This is a genomic window from Azospirillum sp. INR13 (assembly GCF_015390205.1).
Taxonomy (GTDB): Bacteria; Pseudomonadota; Alphaproteobacteria; order Azospirillales; family Azospirillaceae; genus Azospirillum.
This window is the reverse complement of sequence record NZ_VUOI01000017.1, coordinates 1-16,846: the sequence shown is the minus strand read 5'-3', so window position 1 is coordinate 16,846 and position 16,846 is coordinate 1. Positions and strand designations below refer to the sequence as shown.

Below are 16,846 nucleotides of genomic sequence, written 5' to 3'. Positions count from 1 at the left end.
CGGTCCCTACACGATCGACAGCATCGCCGCCGCCGGTGCGTCCAGCGTATCGGCCAGCGCACGCAGGCCGCGCGCGGCCTCGTCGCGGCTGCGCGGCATGCACAACCCCACGCGCACCGCATGGGGGGCGCTGGCGCGGCCCACGGCGAAGGCGTCGGCGCCGGTGACGATCACGCCGCGGCGGCGCGCCTCGCCGACGAAATCCTCGCGCCGCCAGGGCTCCGGAAGGACCAGCCACAGATGCTGTCCCGCCGAACTGCCGTAGACGGTCCCGGCCGGCAGGATGGAGCGGGCAAGCCGCTGACGGGCCAGATCCTCCTCCCGCTGGGTGGCGACGATGCGGTCGGCGGTGCCGTCCTGGATCCAGCGCGCCACCACCTCCGCCGGCAGAGCGGGGGCGGAATATTGCAGGGCGCGGATGGCCGTCTCGACGCGGGAGCGCAGCTCCGCCGGGGCGACGACGAAGCCCAGCCGCAGCCCGGCGGCCAAGCTCTTGGACACGCTCGACACATACAGGGTGATGTCGGGGGCGATGGTCTGGATCGGCCGGGCGTCGGGCTCCATGAAGCCGAACACGTCGTCCTCGATCAGGATCACGCCATGGCGGCGGGCGATCTCCGCGATCTCGCGGCGGCGGGCGGCGGGCATCACCACCGCCGTCGGGTTCTGCAGGGTCGGCACCAGATAGACCGCCTTCGGCCCCAGCCGCCGGCAGGCGCTGTCGAAGGCGTCGGGCACCAGCCCATGCTCGTCGATGGCGACACCTTCCAGATGGTAGCCCTGGGTGGCCGCCAGCGCCTTGGTGCCGATGTTGGTCAGCCGTTCCGCCAGGATGACGTCGCCGGGGCGGGCGACGGCGGCCAGCGCCACCGCCAGCGCGTTCTGCGCCCCGGTGGTGAGCAGCACCGAGTCGGGCGTCGCCTGCACCCGGTGCTGGCGCTCCAGCCAGGCGGCGGCGGCGGCGCGATGGTCGGGCAGCCCGGCATGCGGGCCGTAGCCGATCAGCGCCGCCGCGCGGCCGGAGGTGCCGATGGCCGCAAGCGTCTGGCCGAAGGCCTGCACCGCGACGGCATGTTCTGGGTGGACCGTCGTCATGTTGACGATGGCGGAGCCGTTGCCCGTCTCCCCGGCGGACGATTCTCCGGCCGGCGGCCAGCCGAGCGGCAGGGGTGTCGCCGGCGGGCGCTGACCTTGCACGAAGGTGCCGCGGCCGACCTCGCCGCCGATCAGGCCGCGCTTTTCCGCTTCCGTATAGGCGCGCGTCACCGTTCCCACCGTGACGCCGAGGCGGAAGGCGAGGTCGCGGTGGGTGGGCAGGCGGGTGCCGACCGCCAGCGCGCCCTCCGCGATGTCGTCGGCCAGCGCATCGGCGATGACGCGATAGAGCGGGCCGGCGCGGCCCTCCAGGTTCGGGGTCCAATTTGTCATGAGTACAAATGTGGCATTGTCCCCACCATCTGGCAAGTTCGGCGCGATTGTCCCCATTGGCAGCACCTCGGTGCGTCGCACAATCAGCGGATGCCGCTTGGGAGGACCCGTATGCTCCACCTTGTATCCGGTTGGCGGAACCGATAGCTTTGGTATGAGAGGCCGGCAGACAATCCGCCGACCATAGGACTCCGTCACGGGGGACAATGAACACCATCGCGGTGGTCGACGACGATCCCATCACCCGCGAGACCCTGAAGGCCTATCTGGAAGGCGAGGGGTATCGGGTGATGCTGGCGCGCGACGGCGATCAGCTGTCGGCGCTGCTGGCGCGCGGGCGGATCGACCTGCTGCTGCTGGATATCCGGCTTCCCGGCAAGGACGGGCTGGCGGTGACGCGGGAACTGCGGGCCACCTCCAACATCGGCATCATCCTGATCACCGGCCGCTCCGACCGGATGGACCGGCTGATCGGGCTGGAACTGGGTGCCGACGACTACATCACCAAGCCGTTCGAACCGCGCGAGATCCTGGCCCGCACCCGCAGCCTCCTGCGCCGCATCGCCAAGCCGACCCGGCCGGCGGGCGGACGGGTGAAGCGGTTCGACGGGTGGGAACTGCATCTCGACAAGCGCCGACTGCGCGATCCCGGCGGCGAGGATGCGCGCCTGACCTCGGCCGAATTCGAACTGCTGACCGCCTTCGTCGAGAATCCGGGGCGGGTGCTGAGCCGCGACGATCTGCTGGACCTGACGCTGCGGGGCGACTCGGTGCCCTACGACCGCTCCATCGACCGGCTGGTCCGCCGCCTGCGCCGGGTGGTGGAGCCCGACCCTGCCGACCCGACCCGCATCGTCACCGTCCATGGCATGGGGTACATGTTCCAGGCTGCGGTGGACTGATCGCGTCCATCGCGCTCAAGTCAGGATTGGGCGGGCGAGGTCCGGCGCTGCGGACGGGCGGCAGCGGCGTCCTCCTCCGGCTTGCCGGGCTTGCGGAAGGTGCTGAGTTCGGAAATGCGGTTGACCGTCAGCCCGTTCAGGCGGCAGCCGGCAACCTCCAGGATCTCGAAGCCGGCCTTGCGGGGGTAACGGGCGGCCACCCGCTCGCGCGCGTCCCGTTCGCCGTCGGCGATCAGCAGGAAGCGGCGGATGCCGGACCAGCCGCGATGGCCGCGCTGATCGGCGAAGCTGACCGCGGTCGGGTGGAAGCGCACGGCGACCTCCCAGAAGCGGCCGGGGCGCGGCTCGTTCCGGTCGAACACGAAGTAGCGCTGCATGGCGGCGCCCTTCTTCTGGTCCAGCTCCAGGATGGCGGCCTGCATGTCGATTTCCGCCTTCTGGACGCGCTTTTCCATGTCCGCATGGTGGTGGGCCAGCTGGGCATAGTCGGAGGCGACGTCAGCGACCTCCTTGGTCCACGTCGTCCACCCTCTCCTTCAACTTGGACATGGCGATCCGGGTCAGGGTCAGCTGGCGGCGCCAGTAGCGGTTGGACAGGACGGTCAGCACCATCAGGCCAAGCGCGAAATACAGCATCATGCCGGTCATCAGGCCGTTCCCATCATGCTGCGGTCGCCTCGGCCTCGGGATCGGGGGCCAGTGCCAGCGGCACAACCGGCGAACTGATCAGTCCGTTGCGCTGGGAAAAGCTGGTCCGCACGGTGCCGTGCGCCTGTTCGGCCGACGGCGCCGTGATGTGCGCGACGTTGCGGTATTCCCAGATCTGGCGCGAAAAGACGATGTCCTTGCGATCCAGCTCGTTGAAATTGGGGCCGACCGCCAACTGCGCCCAGTAGACGTCGCCGTCGGAGTCCTGCTCGCCCAGTTCGTGCACCAGTTCGATCTTGGAGAATTCCAGCGCCCGCAACTCGGTCAGCGCCTTCTGGCGGCGGCCGTTAAATTCGGTCAGGCGGGCTTGCAGGGTGGTGACGTCGACGCGCTTGCGCTCCGTCTTCTGGCGCCATTCGGCCAGCGCGGCGCGCTTCTTGTCGTACTGTCTCTGGTTCATCGCCTCGCGCGCCTTTTCGGCGCTTGACGCGGCCGACATCGACCCACGATCGACAGACCAAGCGCGGCGGGCGCTGGTGATCAGAAGCAGCATCCCCAGGAACTCGGCCGAAATGACCATTCGCCCTCCGCCAGCCGCACCGAATGCCCGCGCCGCTTCGACGACGCATGGTGCCATGGACGGCGGAGGGTCGCGATGCCCTCGCGACAACCCGCCGCACGGGCCCCGATCATACCATCGCGCTCTGCGCCAAGGTTGTCATTTTTAGCTCAATTAGGGGTAAACCCGCCTTTTTTGGGAGGGTTTATGACCAGACGCCGATCAGGCAAAGGACTCCGGCGCCCGGTCATAGTTCTGCGGGTCAGCCGGACTTTTCCGAGGGCGCGAAAGTCATGGCGATACCGTTCATGCAGTAGCGCTTCCCTGTCGGCTGCGGCCCGTCATCGAAGACATGGCCGAGATGGCCTTTGCAGCTGGCGCAATGAACCTCGGTCCGCGGATAGGCCAACTTGTAGTCGGTGGAGGTCTCCACCGCTCCGGGAATCGGCTCCCAGAAGCTGGGCCAGCCCGACCCGCTCTCGTATTTGGTGTCGCTGGCATAGAGGGGCTGCCCGCAGCCGGCGCAGCGATAGACGCCCTGGCGCTTCTCGTCGTTGAGCGGGCTGGTGCCGGGATACTCGGTCGCGTGTTCGCGCAGAACCTTGAACTGATTGGGCGACAACTCCTGCCTCCAGTCCTGTTCGCTCTTGGCCGTGTTGGTCTTGTCCGATTCGGGCATGCCGCCGGTCTCCGTTGGTGGTGGTCGGTGTTCCAGACCCACTATATTGGTCGGACTTGCCGCCGGCCCAAGCGGGTCGGGAGGGCGATCACGCGGCTGTGACGGCGGCGGTCCTATGCCGGACCGGATCTGAGGCTGCGACAAAAGAATCTTGCCGGTCTGGCGAAGGTTCGAAGGGACATGCCTTTCGAAATTGAATCGGTTTCGGTAACATCCCGCTTGCCAACAGTCCGGGACAGCGTGTCCGGGACGGCAATGCCGGGGCATCGACGCGCCGCATGACGGATGAACGCTACCTTCGGGCGGTTCGCGACGCGTTGGTGCGGCACCAGCAATGGCTGCTGCGCGACCCGGCCGGACGGGGGGCGCCGCGCCAATCTCAGCTTTTACGATCTGGGCGGGCTGGGCCTCAACCGCGTCAACCTGTCGGGCGCCAAGATGACGGGCGCCAGTCTGGCGCGGGCGCGGATGGTCGGCACCGTGCTGTCGAAGGCCGATCTCTACGGCGCCGACCTGTCGAAGGCCGATTTGACCGGCGCGCAGTTGCAGGGCGCCGATCTGCGCGGGGCCAGGGTCGACGGTGCGAAGCTGCAGAACGCCAACCTGCAGGGCGCCGACCTGCGCCGTGGCATGGTGCTGGACGCGGGTGAATTCCGGGCGGCCGGCAACAGCGACGGAACCACGACCTTCGTCGGCTGCAGCCTGACGCAGGCGGTCCTGACCGATTGCCGGATGGCGCAGTGCGATTTCAGCGGCAGCGACCTGACGGGCACCGATCTCAGCGGCAGCGACCTCAGCGGCGCCATCCTGATCGGGGCGGATCTGACCGGGGCCACCATGCGCAAGGCCACGCTGGACGGCGTGCTGATGTGCGGCGCCCGCCTGCACGAGGAATTGCGGGTGGCGCTGGAGCGGCACGGCGTCGATGTGGACGGAACCGGCCTGACCACCACCGCGGCGCGGATGACCGACCTGATCGCCGAGCATCAGATTTGGGTGGAGAAGCTGGGGAAGGGCGGCGAGCGCATCCAGCTGCAGCGCATCGACCTGCGCGGCTACAATTTTGCCAACCAGCTGCTGTGCGGGGCGGTGATGCGCTTCAGCGGTCTGCGCGGGGCGGACTTTTCCGGCGCCAAGCTGATGATGGCCGACCTGTCCTACAGCGACCTGCGTGATGCCGACTTCACCAGCGCCGACCTGTCCGGCTGCAATTTGGAAGGCGCCAATCTGGCCGGCGCCAAGCTGTGGCGGGCCAAGTTCCGCAAGGTGGATCTCAGCGGCGACGGCAGCCGCCTGTGGCCGACCAGTTTCGCCAAGGCGCGGCTGACCGGCGCCGACCTGCGCGACGCCAGCCTTGCCGGGGTGGTGCTGCGCGGCACCGACCTGACGGCGATCAAGACCAGTTTCGCCACGCTTAAGGGCGCCGACCTGTCCGCCGCCCGTGGATGGCAGCCTTGCGAGGCGCCGGCCTGAGCCTGCCCCGACTTCTATTCAGCTGCCATCCGCAACGGGAATGCGGCCGGCGACGATGGCGCGGCGGGCCGCCTCCGCCGCGTCCAGCATGGCGGGGGTCAGAAGCTCCCGGTTGTTTTCGTCCACCGCGTAATCGACGGCGCCCTCGGCCAGCCCCAGCGCCACCGTGCCGGCGCTCCACCGCCCCTGGAGCGCCGCCTGGAAGGTCGAGTCCACCGCCAGATCGACCCGCTTCAGCATGGAGGTGAGGATGGAGCCGGGATAGAGGTAGTTCTGGTTGCTGTCGACGCCGATGGCCAGCCGACGCGCCTCGCTCGCCGCGGCGAAGATGCCGAAATTCGACACGCCCGCCCCGGCGAAGACCACGTCGGCCCCGCGCTGGAACTGGCTGCGGGCCACCTCCGCTCCGGCGGTGGGGTCGTTGAAGGCGGCTGGCGTGGTGCCGACGAAGTTCACCACCACCCGGATGTCGCCGCGGGCATGGCGCGCGCCCTGTTCGAAGCCGGCGATGAATTTGCGGATCAGCGGGATGTCCACGGCGCCGACGAATCCGACGGTCCCGCTCTTCGACGCCAGCGCCGCCAGCACGCCGACCAGGAAGGCGCCCTCCTGTTCCTTGAAGGTGACGCAGCGGATGTTCGGCGCCTCCGCCACCGCATCGACCAGGGTGAAGCGCACGGCCGGGTGCGCCGGGGCCAGCCGGGCCAGCGGCGTCGCATAGTAGAAGCCGATGGCGACCAGATCGGTCACACCGCGCCGCAACAGCGATGCCACCCCCTGGCCGAACTGCGCCGGATTGGACGGCAGAAACTCGACCACCGGAATTCCGCTGGCCGCCTTGAACCGCTCCGCTCCGGCAAAGGCGCCTTCGTTGAAGCTCTTGTCGAATTTCTGGCCCGCCGCATAGACCAGCCCCGGCCGGATGTCCGCCGCCCGCGGGTGTCGCGGCAGCAGGGATAGGGTGGCCCCGGCGGCGGCCCCGGCGGCGGCGCAGGACAGGACCGACCGGCGGTTGGGGTGCGGCATGACGCTGCCTCCGCTGGGTGGAAATCCCGGTATGCGGACTCAATTTTAGACACGGGCCCGCCGCCGGAACCAGGATTTTGTTGCGCCGCAAGCCGCGGCTGAATTGCCGCATCCAGGGATCGGGCGGCAAACCGGCCAAAGTCCGGATTGTCGCGGGTCCGGCTCGTCGCACGCCGATCAGGGCAGCCATGACGAGACGGGACTTTGCGCAAGGCGGGTGACGGATCAGCTTAAAGGCTGCGGATTCCGTCCGGCCGATTCCCCATCCCTCCTTATTCGGATTTACTGATGCTCGCGCGCCTCGCCGCCGTCCGTTCCCGTTTGCCTGCCGAAAGCCCCTTCTTCATCGCGGCGCTGGGCGTGCTGATGTCGTTCGGTCCGATGGGCACCGACATGTATCTGCCCGGCATGCCGCAAATCGGGCGCGACCTGCATGCGCCGCAGGATCAGGTGCAATGGACGCTGTCCGCCTTCTTCCTGGGCTTCGGCGTCGGGCAACTGCTGTGGGGGGCGTTGAGCGACCGGTTCGGCCGGCGGATCCCGGTGGCGACCGGCATCCTGCTTTACGCCGTGGGCTGCGTCGGTTGCTCGCTGACGACCGATGTCGGCCATCTGGCGGCGTGGCGCTTCGTCCAGGCGGTTGGGGCCTGCGCCGGGCCGGTGCTGGTCCGCGCCATGATCCGCGATGTGTTCGAACGCGACCGCGCCGCCAGCGTGTTGTCGATGATGATGCTGGTGATGGGCGCCGCCCCGATCATCGCCCCGCTGATCGGCGGGCAGATCCTGATCTGGGCGAACTGGCGCTGGATCTTCTGGGCGCAGGCGATCTTCGGCGTCATCGCCATGCTGGCGCTCGCCACACTGCCGGAAACCCACCCTGAAACGCGGCGCACCAGCCTGCGCCCGGGGGTGCTGGCGGAGTCCTACCGCAAGCTGCTGACCAACCGCCGCTATCTCGGCTATGCGGTCGGATCGTCCTTCATCTATGCGGGGATGTTCGCCTTCATCTCCGGCTCGCCCTTCGTCTACATCGAGCTGTTCGGGGTGCAGCCGGAGAATTACGGCTTTCTGTTCGGGCTGAACATCGTCGGCATGATCATCGTCAACACGCTGAACAGCCGCGCGGTGATGCACTTCGGGTCCGACGTGATGCTGCGGACCGGTGTCTGGCTTTCGGCGGCGAGCGGGATCCTGCTGGTCGTCGTCGTGGCGAGCGGCTGGGGAGGCTTGTGGGGGCTGGTCGGCTGCCTGTTCCTGTTCATGTCGCTGACCGGCTTCTGTTTCGCCAACTCCATGGCCGGGGCGCTGCAGTCCTTCCCGCAGATGGCCGGCACGGCGTCTGCGCTTGCGGGCATGATGCAGTTCAGCATCGGCGCGGCATCGGGCTGGGCGGTCGGGCTGATGGCCAACGGCACCGCCTTGCCGATGGCGGCGGTGATCGGCGGCGCGGCCCTGGTCAGCTTGGTGCTGAACCTGTGGCTGATCAGACCCGTCCGTCGCCGGCAGCATGGCGAACAGTAAGACAGAATCCTTTTGTGGAATACCGGGATGCGTCATTTGAGGATGTTGTGAATTGAGTTTCCCGGCCGGGCAGGCTAGCTTTGCCCGGCAAAGGGAGACCGCAATGCCGACGACCAGCCGTTCCAACACCACCCTTCCCATCGCCCGCCGCCGGCTGCTGGCCGGTGCCGCCGTATTGGGTGCCGCCGTATTGGGTGCCGCGGCATTGGGCGCCGCCGCCGCCGGTGCCGCGATGGCGCTGCCGCTTCCGGCCTTCGCCGCGACGACCCTGCGTGTCGGCTATATCCCGATCATCCCCATGACCCAGCTCTATGTGCTGACGGGGGAGGGATGGCGAAGGATGCCGGGCTGGCCCTGCAGACCACCGGCTTCCAGTCGGGTCCGGCGATGATCCAGGCGCTGGCGTCGGGGACGCTGGACGTTGCCTATGTCGGCATCGGCCCGGCGATGATCGCGCGGTCGAAGGGGGTGAAGCTGAAGGTCGTCGCCGCCAACGTCATCGATCAGGTGGCGCTGATCGGCGGCGGTCCGCTGGCCAAGGCGATGGCCGGTGCCGCCAGCCCGGCGGAGGGGATCAAGGCCTTCCGCGCGGCCAACGGCCGGCGGCCCAAGATCGGCTCGCTGCCGGCCGGTTCGGTGCCCGACACGGTGCTGCGCTATTGGATGGCGGAGGTTGCCGGGATCGGTGCGGCCGATGTCGAGATCGTCGGCATGGGCGAGCAGCCCCTGCAGCAGGCGCTGCTGACCGGCGCCATCGACGGTGCCTCGATCCTGGAGCCGATTCTGACGCTGGTTCAGTCGCGTCTACCGGACGCCGCCATCATCGCCAAGGCCGGCACCATGTTCCCCAAGCAGCCGGGTGCCGTCCTGGCGGTGACGGAGGACGCCATCGCCAACAACCGTGCCGCCGTCGCCGATCTGGTCAAGCTGCACATCCGCGCGACCGCCTTCGCCAAGTCCAATCCCGACCGCACGGCGGAGCTGGTGACGGAGATCATCGGCAAGGGACTGGTCGAGCGCGACGTGATGCGGGCGGCGCTGACCTCCGACGCGACGACTTTCGTCGACGACCCCAGGGTGATCCTGGACTCCACCAAGCGGATGCAGGCTTTCCAGCAGAAATTGGGCCAGATCACCGAGCCGGTCGACGTGGACGCGCTGTTCGACCTGTCCTTCCACGACGCCGCCGTGGGGAAATGACGGCCATGACCCCGCACCCGAACGGCCCCCTGCGTCTGGTCATCCATGCTCCCACCCAGGCGGCGCTTGAACGGGCGCGGAACAACGCCCGCAACCTGCTGAAGGCGCGACCGGACGCCGAGGTTCGGATCGTGGTGAACGCCGGTGCGGTGGCCGCGGCTCTGGACGGCCCGGATGCGGAGACCGACCGGCTTCTGCGCGTCTGCGGCAACACGCTGGCGAAGACCGGCCGGTCGGCGCAAGGGCTGACGGTGGTCCCCGCCGGCGTCCTCGACATCGCCGAGGCGCAGGCGGAGGGCTGGGGCTACATGCGGGCCTGAGCCGCATCGCCCCCGGTCAGCCGACTCCCCAGCCGCCGGTGTCGGGGAAGGGAGCGGCCGGCGGCGGGGCGGCGGGCAACAGGATCGGCGACGATGCCGCGCGGCAGGGCCGGGGCGTCGGGCGGGGTGGGGCGCAGACGTGTCGGCTTGACCCACCAGCCCGGCTCCGCTGCGGCAATGGCCTTCGCCGCACCCTCCGCCTGCTGCGCCGTGCCATAGAGGCCGAAGCAGGTGGCGCCGCTGCCCGACAGGCGGGGCAGCAGGCAACCGGCGCTGCGCTCCAGCGCCGCCAGCACGTCGGCGATCACCGGGGCGACCGTCAGGGCCGGGGCGGTGAGGTCGTTGGTCCGCTCCAGCAGCAGCGCGGCCAGATCACAAGCCTCCGCCGGCTTGCGGGTGAAGCGGGCGGGGGCGGAGAAGCGGGCGCCATTCTGCGCCCTTGCGGCGGCCATCGCCTTGAACACCGCCGGCGTCGGCACCGGCAGGTTCGGGTTGACCAGCACCACATGGGTTTCCGGCAACTCCGGCGCCTCGTCCAGCATGTCGCCGATGCCGCCGAAATAGCAGCTGCGTCCGGCGACGCAGACCGGCACGTCGGCGCCCAGCCCGGCGGCCACCGCGAACAGTGCCGGATCGTCGGCCGGCACCCCCCACAGGCGGGCCAGCGCCCGCAGGCAGGCGGCGGCATCGGCCGATCCGCCGCCGATGCCCGACGCCACCGGCAGCGCCTTGGTCAGCGCGATCATCACGTCGGCCGGGCGTCCCAGCCGGGTGGCCAGTGAATGAGCGGCGCGGATCACCAGATTGTCGGCCGGATTCTCGCCCATCAGCACTGGGCCGAAGGGACCGGCGATGGCCAGCCGCGGCCCGGCCGGCGGCAAATCGATGCCGCGCAGCGCCACCCGTGCGGCGCCCGCGGTCAGGGTGATGACGTCGCCGAGCTCGGCGAAGGCGACGAGGCTGTCGAGCTCGTGATAGCCGTCGGCGCGCCGGCCGGTGACATGCAGGTACAGGTTCAGCTTGGCCGGGGCGGCCTCGACGATGGGAATGCCGGTCATAAGCTCCAATCCGCTGGCGGGCGCGCGACGACGCGCCCTGTGTCGCACCCTTGCCCCCGCAGCGGCAAGGGGTTGCTTCACAGCTGCGCCAGCAGATCCTTCAGCAGAGTCTCGCCCATCGGCCAGGGGCCGTGGCCGCTGTCGTCGTTGATGTGTCCGACCTCGCCCGCATCGATGAAGTCGGCGCCCCACAGGGCGGCAAAGCCGCAGGCGCGGGCGGCGGAGCAGTAGGGGTCGTTGCGGCTGCCGACCATCACGGCTGTGAAGGGCAGCGGATCGCTCGGCACCGGCGCGAAGCGGCGGACGACCGCCGGCACGCGATCCGGCGACTCGACGTCGGGCGGGGCGACGAGCAGGGCCGCCGCCACCTTGTCCGCGGCGTCGGATGTCGCCGCCCAGCGCGCGACCAGGATGCAGGACAGGCTGTGCGCGACCAAGACCACCGGGCCCGGTGCGGCGAGGGCTGCGGCGCGGACCGCCGCGTCGAGCCGCGCCACCCACCGCTCAGGCTCCGGTGCGTCCCAGTCGCCGAGGTCGACGCGGTTCAGCGCCGGCAGCCGGGCTTCCAGCCAGCTCTGCCAATGCCCCGGACCGGAATTGCCCAGGCCGGGAAGAACCAGAACGGTCGACTGCGTCATTCTTTCAACTCTGCGTTTGTAAATGTTGCGTGTAGTGTCGGAAGACAACCAAAAACATGGCAGATGCTCTCCGTCCGGTGGGCGGGGCAGGGCCGGGAAGCACCAACCGAAGATAGGGGAGAAGCGCCTTGGACATCAGCGCTACCATCGCACAGGATCTCTGCGATGCCATCGGCCGTGAGCTGGACGCCGTCGTGTCCTTCATCGGCAAGGCCGGCACCGTCGCCGCCTCCACCGCGCGCGAGCGGATCGGTACCGGCCACCCGGCCGCGGCCGACATCGTCGCGCGGCGGCTGGACGAACGTGCCGTCAGCCGGGAGGAGGCGACCAAGTCGGGCGGGACGATGCGCGAGGGATACGCCATCGCCATCGACCTGGACGGGGAGCGGGTGGGGGCGCTGGCCGTTGCCGGACCGGCCGATCAGGCCCGCCGTTTCGCCCGGCTCGCCCGCCATTGGGCGGTGGCGACCCTGCGGGCCGAGACGGCGGAGACGCGCCGCGTCGCCCTGATGCGCGACCTGTCCGACCGGGTGGAGCGGGAGGTCGGCGGGCTGGCCGCCGATCTGGCCGATGCCGGGCGCCGGCTGGACGCGGCGGTCGCCTCCGTCCGCACCGCCGGGACCGAGGGGCTGCGCCAGACCGCCGATGCCGCCGGTGCCGCGCGGGCCGTCGACGGGTCGGTCGGCGCCATCGCCGGCATGCTCGACCGGCTGGCCTCCACCTCCGACCAGATCTCCGGCGACACCAGCAAGGCGCGGGAGATCAGCCTGGCTGCGGCGTCCGACAGCGACCGCGCCACCACCGTCATGAACTCCCTGCGCTCGGCGGCGGAGCAGATCGCCAGCGTGGTGAAGCTGATCAACGCCATCGCCAGCCAGACCAACCTTTTGGCGCTCAACGCCACCATCGAGGCGGCCCGCGCGGGCGAGGCCGGGCGCGGTTTCGCCGTCGTCGCCAACGAGGTGAAGGCCCTGTCGCGCCAGACCGCCGACGCCACCAAGCAGATCGCCGATCAGGTCGCCAACCTCCAGAAGGAGACCGCTGCGGTGGACGAGGCGCTGGGGCCGCATCCATTCCACCATCGGCTCGATCCAGGCGATCAACGGCACCGTCGCCGCCGCCATCGACGAGCAGGCTCGCTGACCGCCGAGGTGGCGCGCTCGCTCGACCGCTCCCGCCAGGGACGCCATGGCGGCGGAACAGCGGATCGGCGACGCCGAACAGACGCTGGGCGAGGTGACGCGCACGCTGGACGAACTGGCGACGCTGAGCCAGACCATCGCGGCGCGGGCGGGAAGCCTGGGCAGCGGGCTGGGCAGCCGGTTGTCCGACGCCCTGCGTCAGGTCCGCGGGTAGGGTTGCCCGTCCGCCGGGTCGCCGCCCGGGCCGGTGATGATGCGGGCGCTGCCGCTTCGCGCGGCGGGGGCCGCACCGCCCGGCAGGGGCACGATCAGCCGGCGCTTGACCGGCTGCTGCGCCGCCCGGCGCGACACGCCGGCGAAGATCTGCTTCGACGCCTCGATCATCGTCACCCCGGCGAAGGCCTTGAACCAGCGCACGCCGACCTCTTCCCAGGCCGGCGCCGTCTTCTGCAGGAAATGCGAGCGCAGCGGCGGGATGAACAGGGCGTGGCGGGTGCGTTCCGGCACGAACATGGTGTCGCGCAGCACCTGCTTCAGCTGCGAGGCGGAATAGGGGAAGCCGTGGCCGAAGGGCGTCCAGTCGGGCGCGCGCCCACAGGCCGCGGCGGTTCGGCACCACCGCCAGCACCCGGCCGCCGCCGGCCAGCACGCGCCAGATCTCGCGCATCATCGGCCGCAGCTGTTCCGTGCCCTCCAGCCCGTGGACCAGCAGGACGCGGTCGATGGTGTTGTCGCCGAAGGGCAGGTCGGCCTCGTCGCCCAGCGCCACCATGCCCGGCCCTTCCGCCGGCCAGAAGCTGACGCCCTGGCTGGCCGGCATCACGGCGACCACCCGGTCCGCCTCGCCCATGAAGGGACGCAGGTACGGAGTGGTATAGCCGACGCCGAGCACGATCTGGTCGCGCACGTCCGGCCAGATGGTGCGGATGCGGCGGCGGATCATCCGCTGGGCCGTCCTGCCCAATCCGGACTCGTAGAACTCCCTCAGATCGACGATATCTGTGTACATGGTATCCCAAGCGTAACACGGGTTTCGTATCGCAACAGCAGGGAGTCCGCTGCCGTGGAGGTCATTCTCGTTCCGGCTTTCGCCGACAATTACATCTATGTGCTGCGCGACGCGGCATCCGGCAAGGTCGGCGTTGTCGATCCCGGCGACGCCGCCCCGGTGCAGGCCGAGCTGGAGCGGCGCGGCTGGACCCTGAGCCACATCTTCCTGACCCACCACCACAACGACCATATCGGCGGCGTGGCTGAGTTGAAGACCCGCCACCGCGCCACCGTGATCGGCGCCCGCGCCGACGCCCACCGCATTCCCGACCTCGACGTGGCGCTCGGCGACGGCGACCGCACGGTGTTCGGGGAGCAAACCGCCCGCGTCATCGCCGTTCCCGGCCACACCAGCGGCCACATCGCCTTCTGGTTCGAGGCGGCGGAGACGCTGTTTCAGCGGCGATACCCTGTTCTCGCTCGGCTGCGGCCGCCTGTTCGAGGGCACGCCGGCCCAGATGTGGGAGTCGCTGCAGGGTCTGCGGTCGCTGACCGATTCGACCCGCGTCTATTGCGGCCACGAATACACCCAGTCCAACGGCCGCTTCGCCCTGACCGTCGACCCGGACAATTCGGCCCTGCGGCAGCGCATGGAGGAAGTCGCGGCATTGCGCGAGCGGAACCAGCCGACCATCCCGACCACCATCGGCCTGGAACGCCGGACCAACCCCTTCCTGCGCGCCGACGACCCCGGCGTCCAGTCCGCCATCGGCATGTCCGGCGCCCCGGCGGTGGACGTCTTCACCGAACTCCGCCACCGCAAGGACCATTTCCGCGGGTAGGAGCCGTCGCTCGGCCGCAGGTCCCGGTCAGAACTGCTTCAGCAGGCGGTCGATGTAGTTGCGTTCCTCCTGCGGTCGGCCGTACTGGCCGGAGCGGCGGCGGAGCTCGTCGAGGATTTCGCGGGCGCGCTGAAGCTCCGACTGTTCCGGGATCTTCACGTCGTTGGAATCCTGCATGCCGTAGCCGGACGGGCGGCGGCCCAGCGGATCGCGGCCTCGGCCGTTCTGGCGCGGCATCTGGCCTTGCTGGCCCATCATGGCCGGTCCCTGGCCCATCATCATCTGCTGGGCCATCTGTTCGGCCATGCCCTGCATCCCCTGCTGAAGCTGTTCCATCGCTTCGGTCTGCGACGGTACGGCGGCGCCGGGGGCGCCCCGCTGCAGGGCCTGGGCGGCATCGCGCATGGCGCGTTCGGCACGGCCAAGCGGCTGGGGAATTTCGCCGCCCTGCTGCTCGCCCATGCGGCGCATCAGCTCGCCCAGCTGGCGGCGCAGGGCCTCCTGCTGTTCGGCCTGCTTCTGCAGGGTCGGGCTACCGGGGTTCTGTTGGCCGTTCTGCTGTTGGCCGTTCTGGTTGCGGCGCTGGTTGGGCTGGCGGTTGCGCGGCTGTTCGCCCTGCTGGCCCTGCTGTTGCTGGTCCATCGACTCCTGCGACTGGCGGAAGCTCTGGTCCAGAAGCTGCTGCTGCTGCTGCGCCAGCTTCTGCAACTGCTGCATCATCTCCCAGTTCTGGTTCTGCTGCTGGCCGTTCTGCTGGTTCATCTGGGCCATGGCGCCGGAGCGCATGTTCTCCAGCATCTGCTGCAGCTGGGACAGCATCTGGCGCGCGGCGTCACGCGATCCCGTCTGCGCCATCTCGCGCATCTGGTCGAGCATCTGCTGCAGGTCGTTGCGGTCCGTCATCTGGTCGGCCATCTCCGGCGGAACCATGGGCAGCTGCTCGCCGCGCTGCAGGGCTTCCATCATCCGCTGTTCCATGGCGTCCAGGAACTTGTCGAGCGCCGCCTGCAGCTCGTCCATCAGGCGGTTCAGCTCCTCGTCCGATGCGTTCTTGTCCAGCGCCTCGGACAGCCGCTTCTCGGCGTCGCGCAGATCCTTCTCGGCCAACGACAGGCCGCCGTCCTCGATGCGCAGCGCGGTTTCCCACATCAGCTGCTGCAGCGGGGGGATGGCCTCGGCGCTCTCATCCAGCATCAGCCGGGCGATGGCGGTGCGCATCGACAGGAAGGCGACGATGTCGTCGCCATAGGTGCCGGGCCGGGCGGAGATCTCGGCCAGCGCGCGGGCGACCTGCACCCGCGAACCCTGCGGGTTGCGGGTCAGGATCTTGCGCTGGTTCACGATGGCGCGGGCGACCGGGTGGTTGAAGGTCCGTTCCGGCAGGGTGATCGCCGCGTCCTCCGACCGGCCGGTCTGGCCGGCACCGTCGGTGGCGGTCAGGCGCACGGTCACCGGCATGCCGGCCCAGGGGTGGGCGGTCAGGTCCTGGAAGGCGGTGCTGTGCGCCTCCTTCGGGCGGATTCCGGGCAGCGACAGCGGAAGCTCAAGCATCTCGGCGCCGTCCGCCTTCTCCTCCGCGGCTTTCCTGTCCGCGTCGGTTGCCGGCGGAACGGCGGGGGCGAGGCGGATTTGCGCCTTCACCTCGGTCAGGCCGTAATCGTCGCGGGCGGCATAGTCCAGCTTCAGGGCGCCGCGCTCCGCAGCCGAGGGTGGGCTGGCATGGGCGATGATGGGCGCGCGGTCCGGCACCACCTGGATCGGCCAGGAGCCGAGCGTGCGGCCGCCCTGGGTGACGGAGATGCGGGTGCCGCCGGTCACCGGCCGTTGCACCTGGAAATTGGCGGAATCCACCGCCTCGAACGGGCCGGTCTGGTCGCCGGCCTCCAGGCTGGGCGTTCCGTTGCCGCCGGTGACGCGGGCCAGCACGAGGCTGCCCTGCGGAACCTGGACCGGCTGGTCGGCCGGCTGCTGGCCGGGGGGCGTAGGTCCGGGCGTGCCGGCTGGTGTGGCGGTGGAGCCGGATTTCAGGAAGACCGGCGGCAGGCCGGTGTACTCGGGCGGGTTGATCCAGAGATCGAGCGTCGCCGTGGCCGTGGCGGAGCCGCCATCGAACCGCGGGGTCAGGGCGGCGGCCACCCGCGGGCGCCAATCGCCCCAGGCGGCGGCCCCCGCCACCACCAGCGCCAGGATCACGAGGGCCCGCAGGGCGTAGCGGTCATGCGACGGCACCTCGGTCCCCGGCCAGGCGACGCGGAGGCTGCGCATCGCGGCGCGGGCGCGCTCCTGGTGCAGGCGCCACAGGGCCTGGGCCATCGGGTCGTTGCCGGCCGGACGGTCGCGAAGGGTGTGCAGCGGACGGTGGTCCAGGCCGCTGTCGCGCTCCAGCCGCCGTCGCGCCTCATCCTCGGCCGGGGTGCGAA

The 16,846-nt window shown here is 69.9% G+C and carries 15 protein-coding genes and 3 pseudogenes; 8 read left to right on the top strand and 10 right to left on the bottom strand.

Annotated features, from left to right (window positions below):
• Positions 1 to 6: 6 nt before the first annotated feature.
• A complete protein-coding gene (locus tag F1643_RS13600) occupies positions 7 to 1,428 on the bottom strand; it encodes a PLP-dependent aminotransferase family protein (protein ID WP_194913718.1) in 1,422 nt (473 codons plus the stop codon).
• A 206-nt stretch (positions 1,429 to 1,634) separates the two neighbouring features.
• Here F1643_RS13600 and F1643_RS13595 point away from each other — a divergent pair, with 206 nt between their 5' ends.
• Complete coding sequence (locus F1643_RS13595) at positions 1,635 to 2,330, top strand: response regulator (protein ID WP_194913716.1); 696 nt, start codon at positions 1,635 to 1,637, stop codon at positions 2,328 to 2,330.
• A 20-nt stretch (positions 2,331 to 2,350) separates the two neighbouring features.
• Here F1643_RS13595 and F1643_RS13590 read toward each other — a convergent pair whose 3' ends face one another.
• The 4 genes from F1643_RS13590 to msrB form a co-directional block, all read right to left on the bottom strand.
• Complete coding sequence (locus F1643_RS13590) at positions 2,351 to 2,785, bottom strand: hypothetical protein (RefSeq protein WP_255542761.1); 435 nt, start codon at positions 2,783 to 2,785, stop codon at positions 2,351 to 2,353.
• Between the two features lie 43 nt (positions 2,786 to 2,828).
• The gene (locus tag F1643_RS23210) at positions 2,829 to 2,978 is read right to left on the bottom strand and encodes a hypothetical protein (protein ID WP_255542760.1); all 150 of its coding nucleotides are present in this window, start codon (positions 2,976 to 2,978) and stop codon (positions 2,829 to 2,831) included.
• Between the two features lie 13 nt (positions 2,979 to 2,991).
• Positions 2,992 to 3,558 carry a hypothetical protein gene (locus F1643_RS13585; RefSeq protein WP_194913714.1) on the bottom strand — a complete coding sequence of 189 codons (567 nt, stop codon included), beginning with the start codon at positions 3,556 to 3,558 and terminating at the stop codon, positions 2,992 to 2,994.
• Positions 3,559 to 3,799: 241 nt separating this feature from the next.
• On the bottom strand, positions 3,800 to 4,216 hold the full coding sequence (gene msrB, locus F1643_RS13580) for a peptide-methionine (R)-S-oxide reductase MsrB (protein WP_194913712.1): 417 nt from the start codon (positions 4,214 to 4,216) through the stop codon (positions 3,800 to 3,802).
• Between the two features lie 285 nt (positions 4,217 to 4,501).
• Here msrB and F1643_RS13575 point away from each other — a divergent pair, with 285 nt between their 5' ends.
• A complete protein-coding gene (locus F1643_RS13575) occupies positions 4,502 to 5,689 on the top strand; it encodes a pentapeptide repeat-containing protein (RefSeq protein WP_255542759.1) in 1,188 nt (395 codons plus the stop codon).
• Positions 5,690 to 5,707: 18 nt separating this feature from the next.
• Here the strand turns inward: F1643_RS13575 and F1643_RS13570 are convergent, their stop codons facing one another.
• Complete coding sequence (locus F1643_RS13570) at positions 5,708 to 6,715, bottom strand: BMP family protein (RefSeq protein ID WP_194913711.1); 1,008 nt, start codon at positions 6,713 to 6,715, stop codon at positions 5,708 to 5,710.
• Positions 6,716 to 7,003: 288 nt separating this feature from the next.
• Here F1643_RS13570 and F1643_RS13565 point away from each other — a divergent pair, with 288 nt between their 5' ends.
• From F1643_RS13565 to F1643_RS13555, 4 genes are all read left to right on the top strand, one after another.
• Positions 7,004 to 8,236, top strand: a complete 1,233-nt coding sequence (locus F1643_RS13565; RefSeq protein ID WP_194913710.1) for a Bcr/CflA family multidrug efflux MFS transporter — start codon at positions 7,004 to 7,006, stop codon at positions 8,234 to 8,236.
• Positions 8,237 to 8,339: 103 nt separating this feature from the next.
• The gene (locus F1643_RS23205; protein ID WP_255542758.1) at positions 8,340 to 8,627 is read left to right on the top strand and encodes a hypothetical protein; all 288 of its coding nucleotides are present in this window, start codon (positions 8,340 to 8,342) and stop codon (positions 8,625 to 8,627) included.
• Positions 8,567 to 9,436, top strand: a complete 870-nt coding sequence (locus F1643_RS13560; protein WP_255542757.1) for an ABC transporter substrate-binding protein — start codon at positions 8,567 to 8,569, stop codon at positions 9,434 to 9,436. The genes F1643_RS23205 and F1643_RS13560 overlap by 61 nt, the downstream gene beginning before the upstream one ends.
• Before the next feature lie 5 nt (positions 9,437 to 9,441).
• Positions 9,442 to 9,756, top strand: a complete 315-nt coding sequence (locus F1643_RS13555) for a hypothetical protein (RefSeq protein ID WP_255542756.1) — start codon at positions 9,442 to 9,444, stop codon at positions 9,754 to 9,756.
• Here the strand turns inward: F1643_RS13555 and F1643_RS13550 are convergent.
• Complete coding sequence (locus F1643_RS13550; protein WP_255542755.1) at positions 9,741 to 10,814, bottom strand: 4-(cytidine 5'-diphospho)-2-C-methyl-D-erythritol kinase; 1,074 nt, start codon at positions 10,812 to 10,814, stop codon at positions 9,741 to 9,743. The two genes, F1643_RS13555 and F1643_RS13550, sit on opposite strands and share 16 nt — an antisense overlap.
• 77 nt (positions 10,815 to 10,891) lie before the next feature.
• The gene (locus F1643_RS13545; RefSeq protein ID WP_194913708.1) at positions 10,892 to 11,452 is read right to left on the bottom strand and encodes an alpha/beta hydrolase; all 561 of its coding nucleotides are present in this window, start codon (positions 11,450 to 11,452) and stop codon (positions 10,892 to 10,894) included.
• A 194-nt stretch (positions 11,453 to 11,646) separates the two neighbouring features.
• On the opposite strand from F1643_RS13545, the pseudogene F1643_RS21745 reads away from it, so the two are divergent.
• Positions 11,647 to 12,444, top strand: a pseudogene (locus F1643_RS21745) (methyl-accepting chemotaxis protein); the annotation flags it as partial.
• A gap of 348 nt (positions 12,445 to 12,792) precedes the next feature.
• On the opposite strand, the pseudogene F1643_RS24790 reads toward F1643_RS21745, so the two are convergent.
• A pseudogene (locus F1643_RS24790) lies at positions 12,793 to 13,603 on the bottom strand (class I SAM-dependent methyltransferase).
• Between the two features lie 54 nt (positions 13,604 to 13,657).
• On the opposite strand from F1643_RS24790, the pseudogene gloB reads away from it, so the two are divergent.
• Positions 13,658 to 14,426 (top strand): annotated as a pseudogene (gloB, locus tag F1643_RS13535) (hydroxyacylglutathione hydrolase).
• A gap of 27 nt (positions 14,427 to 14,453) precedes the next feature.
• On the opposite strand, the gene F1643_RS13530 reads toward gloB, so the two are convergent.
• On the bottom strand, positions 14,454 to 16,846 hold a 2,393-nt coding region (locus F1643_RS13530; protein WP_194913707.1), incomplete at its 5' end, for a TIGR02302 family protein.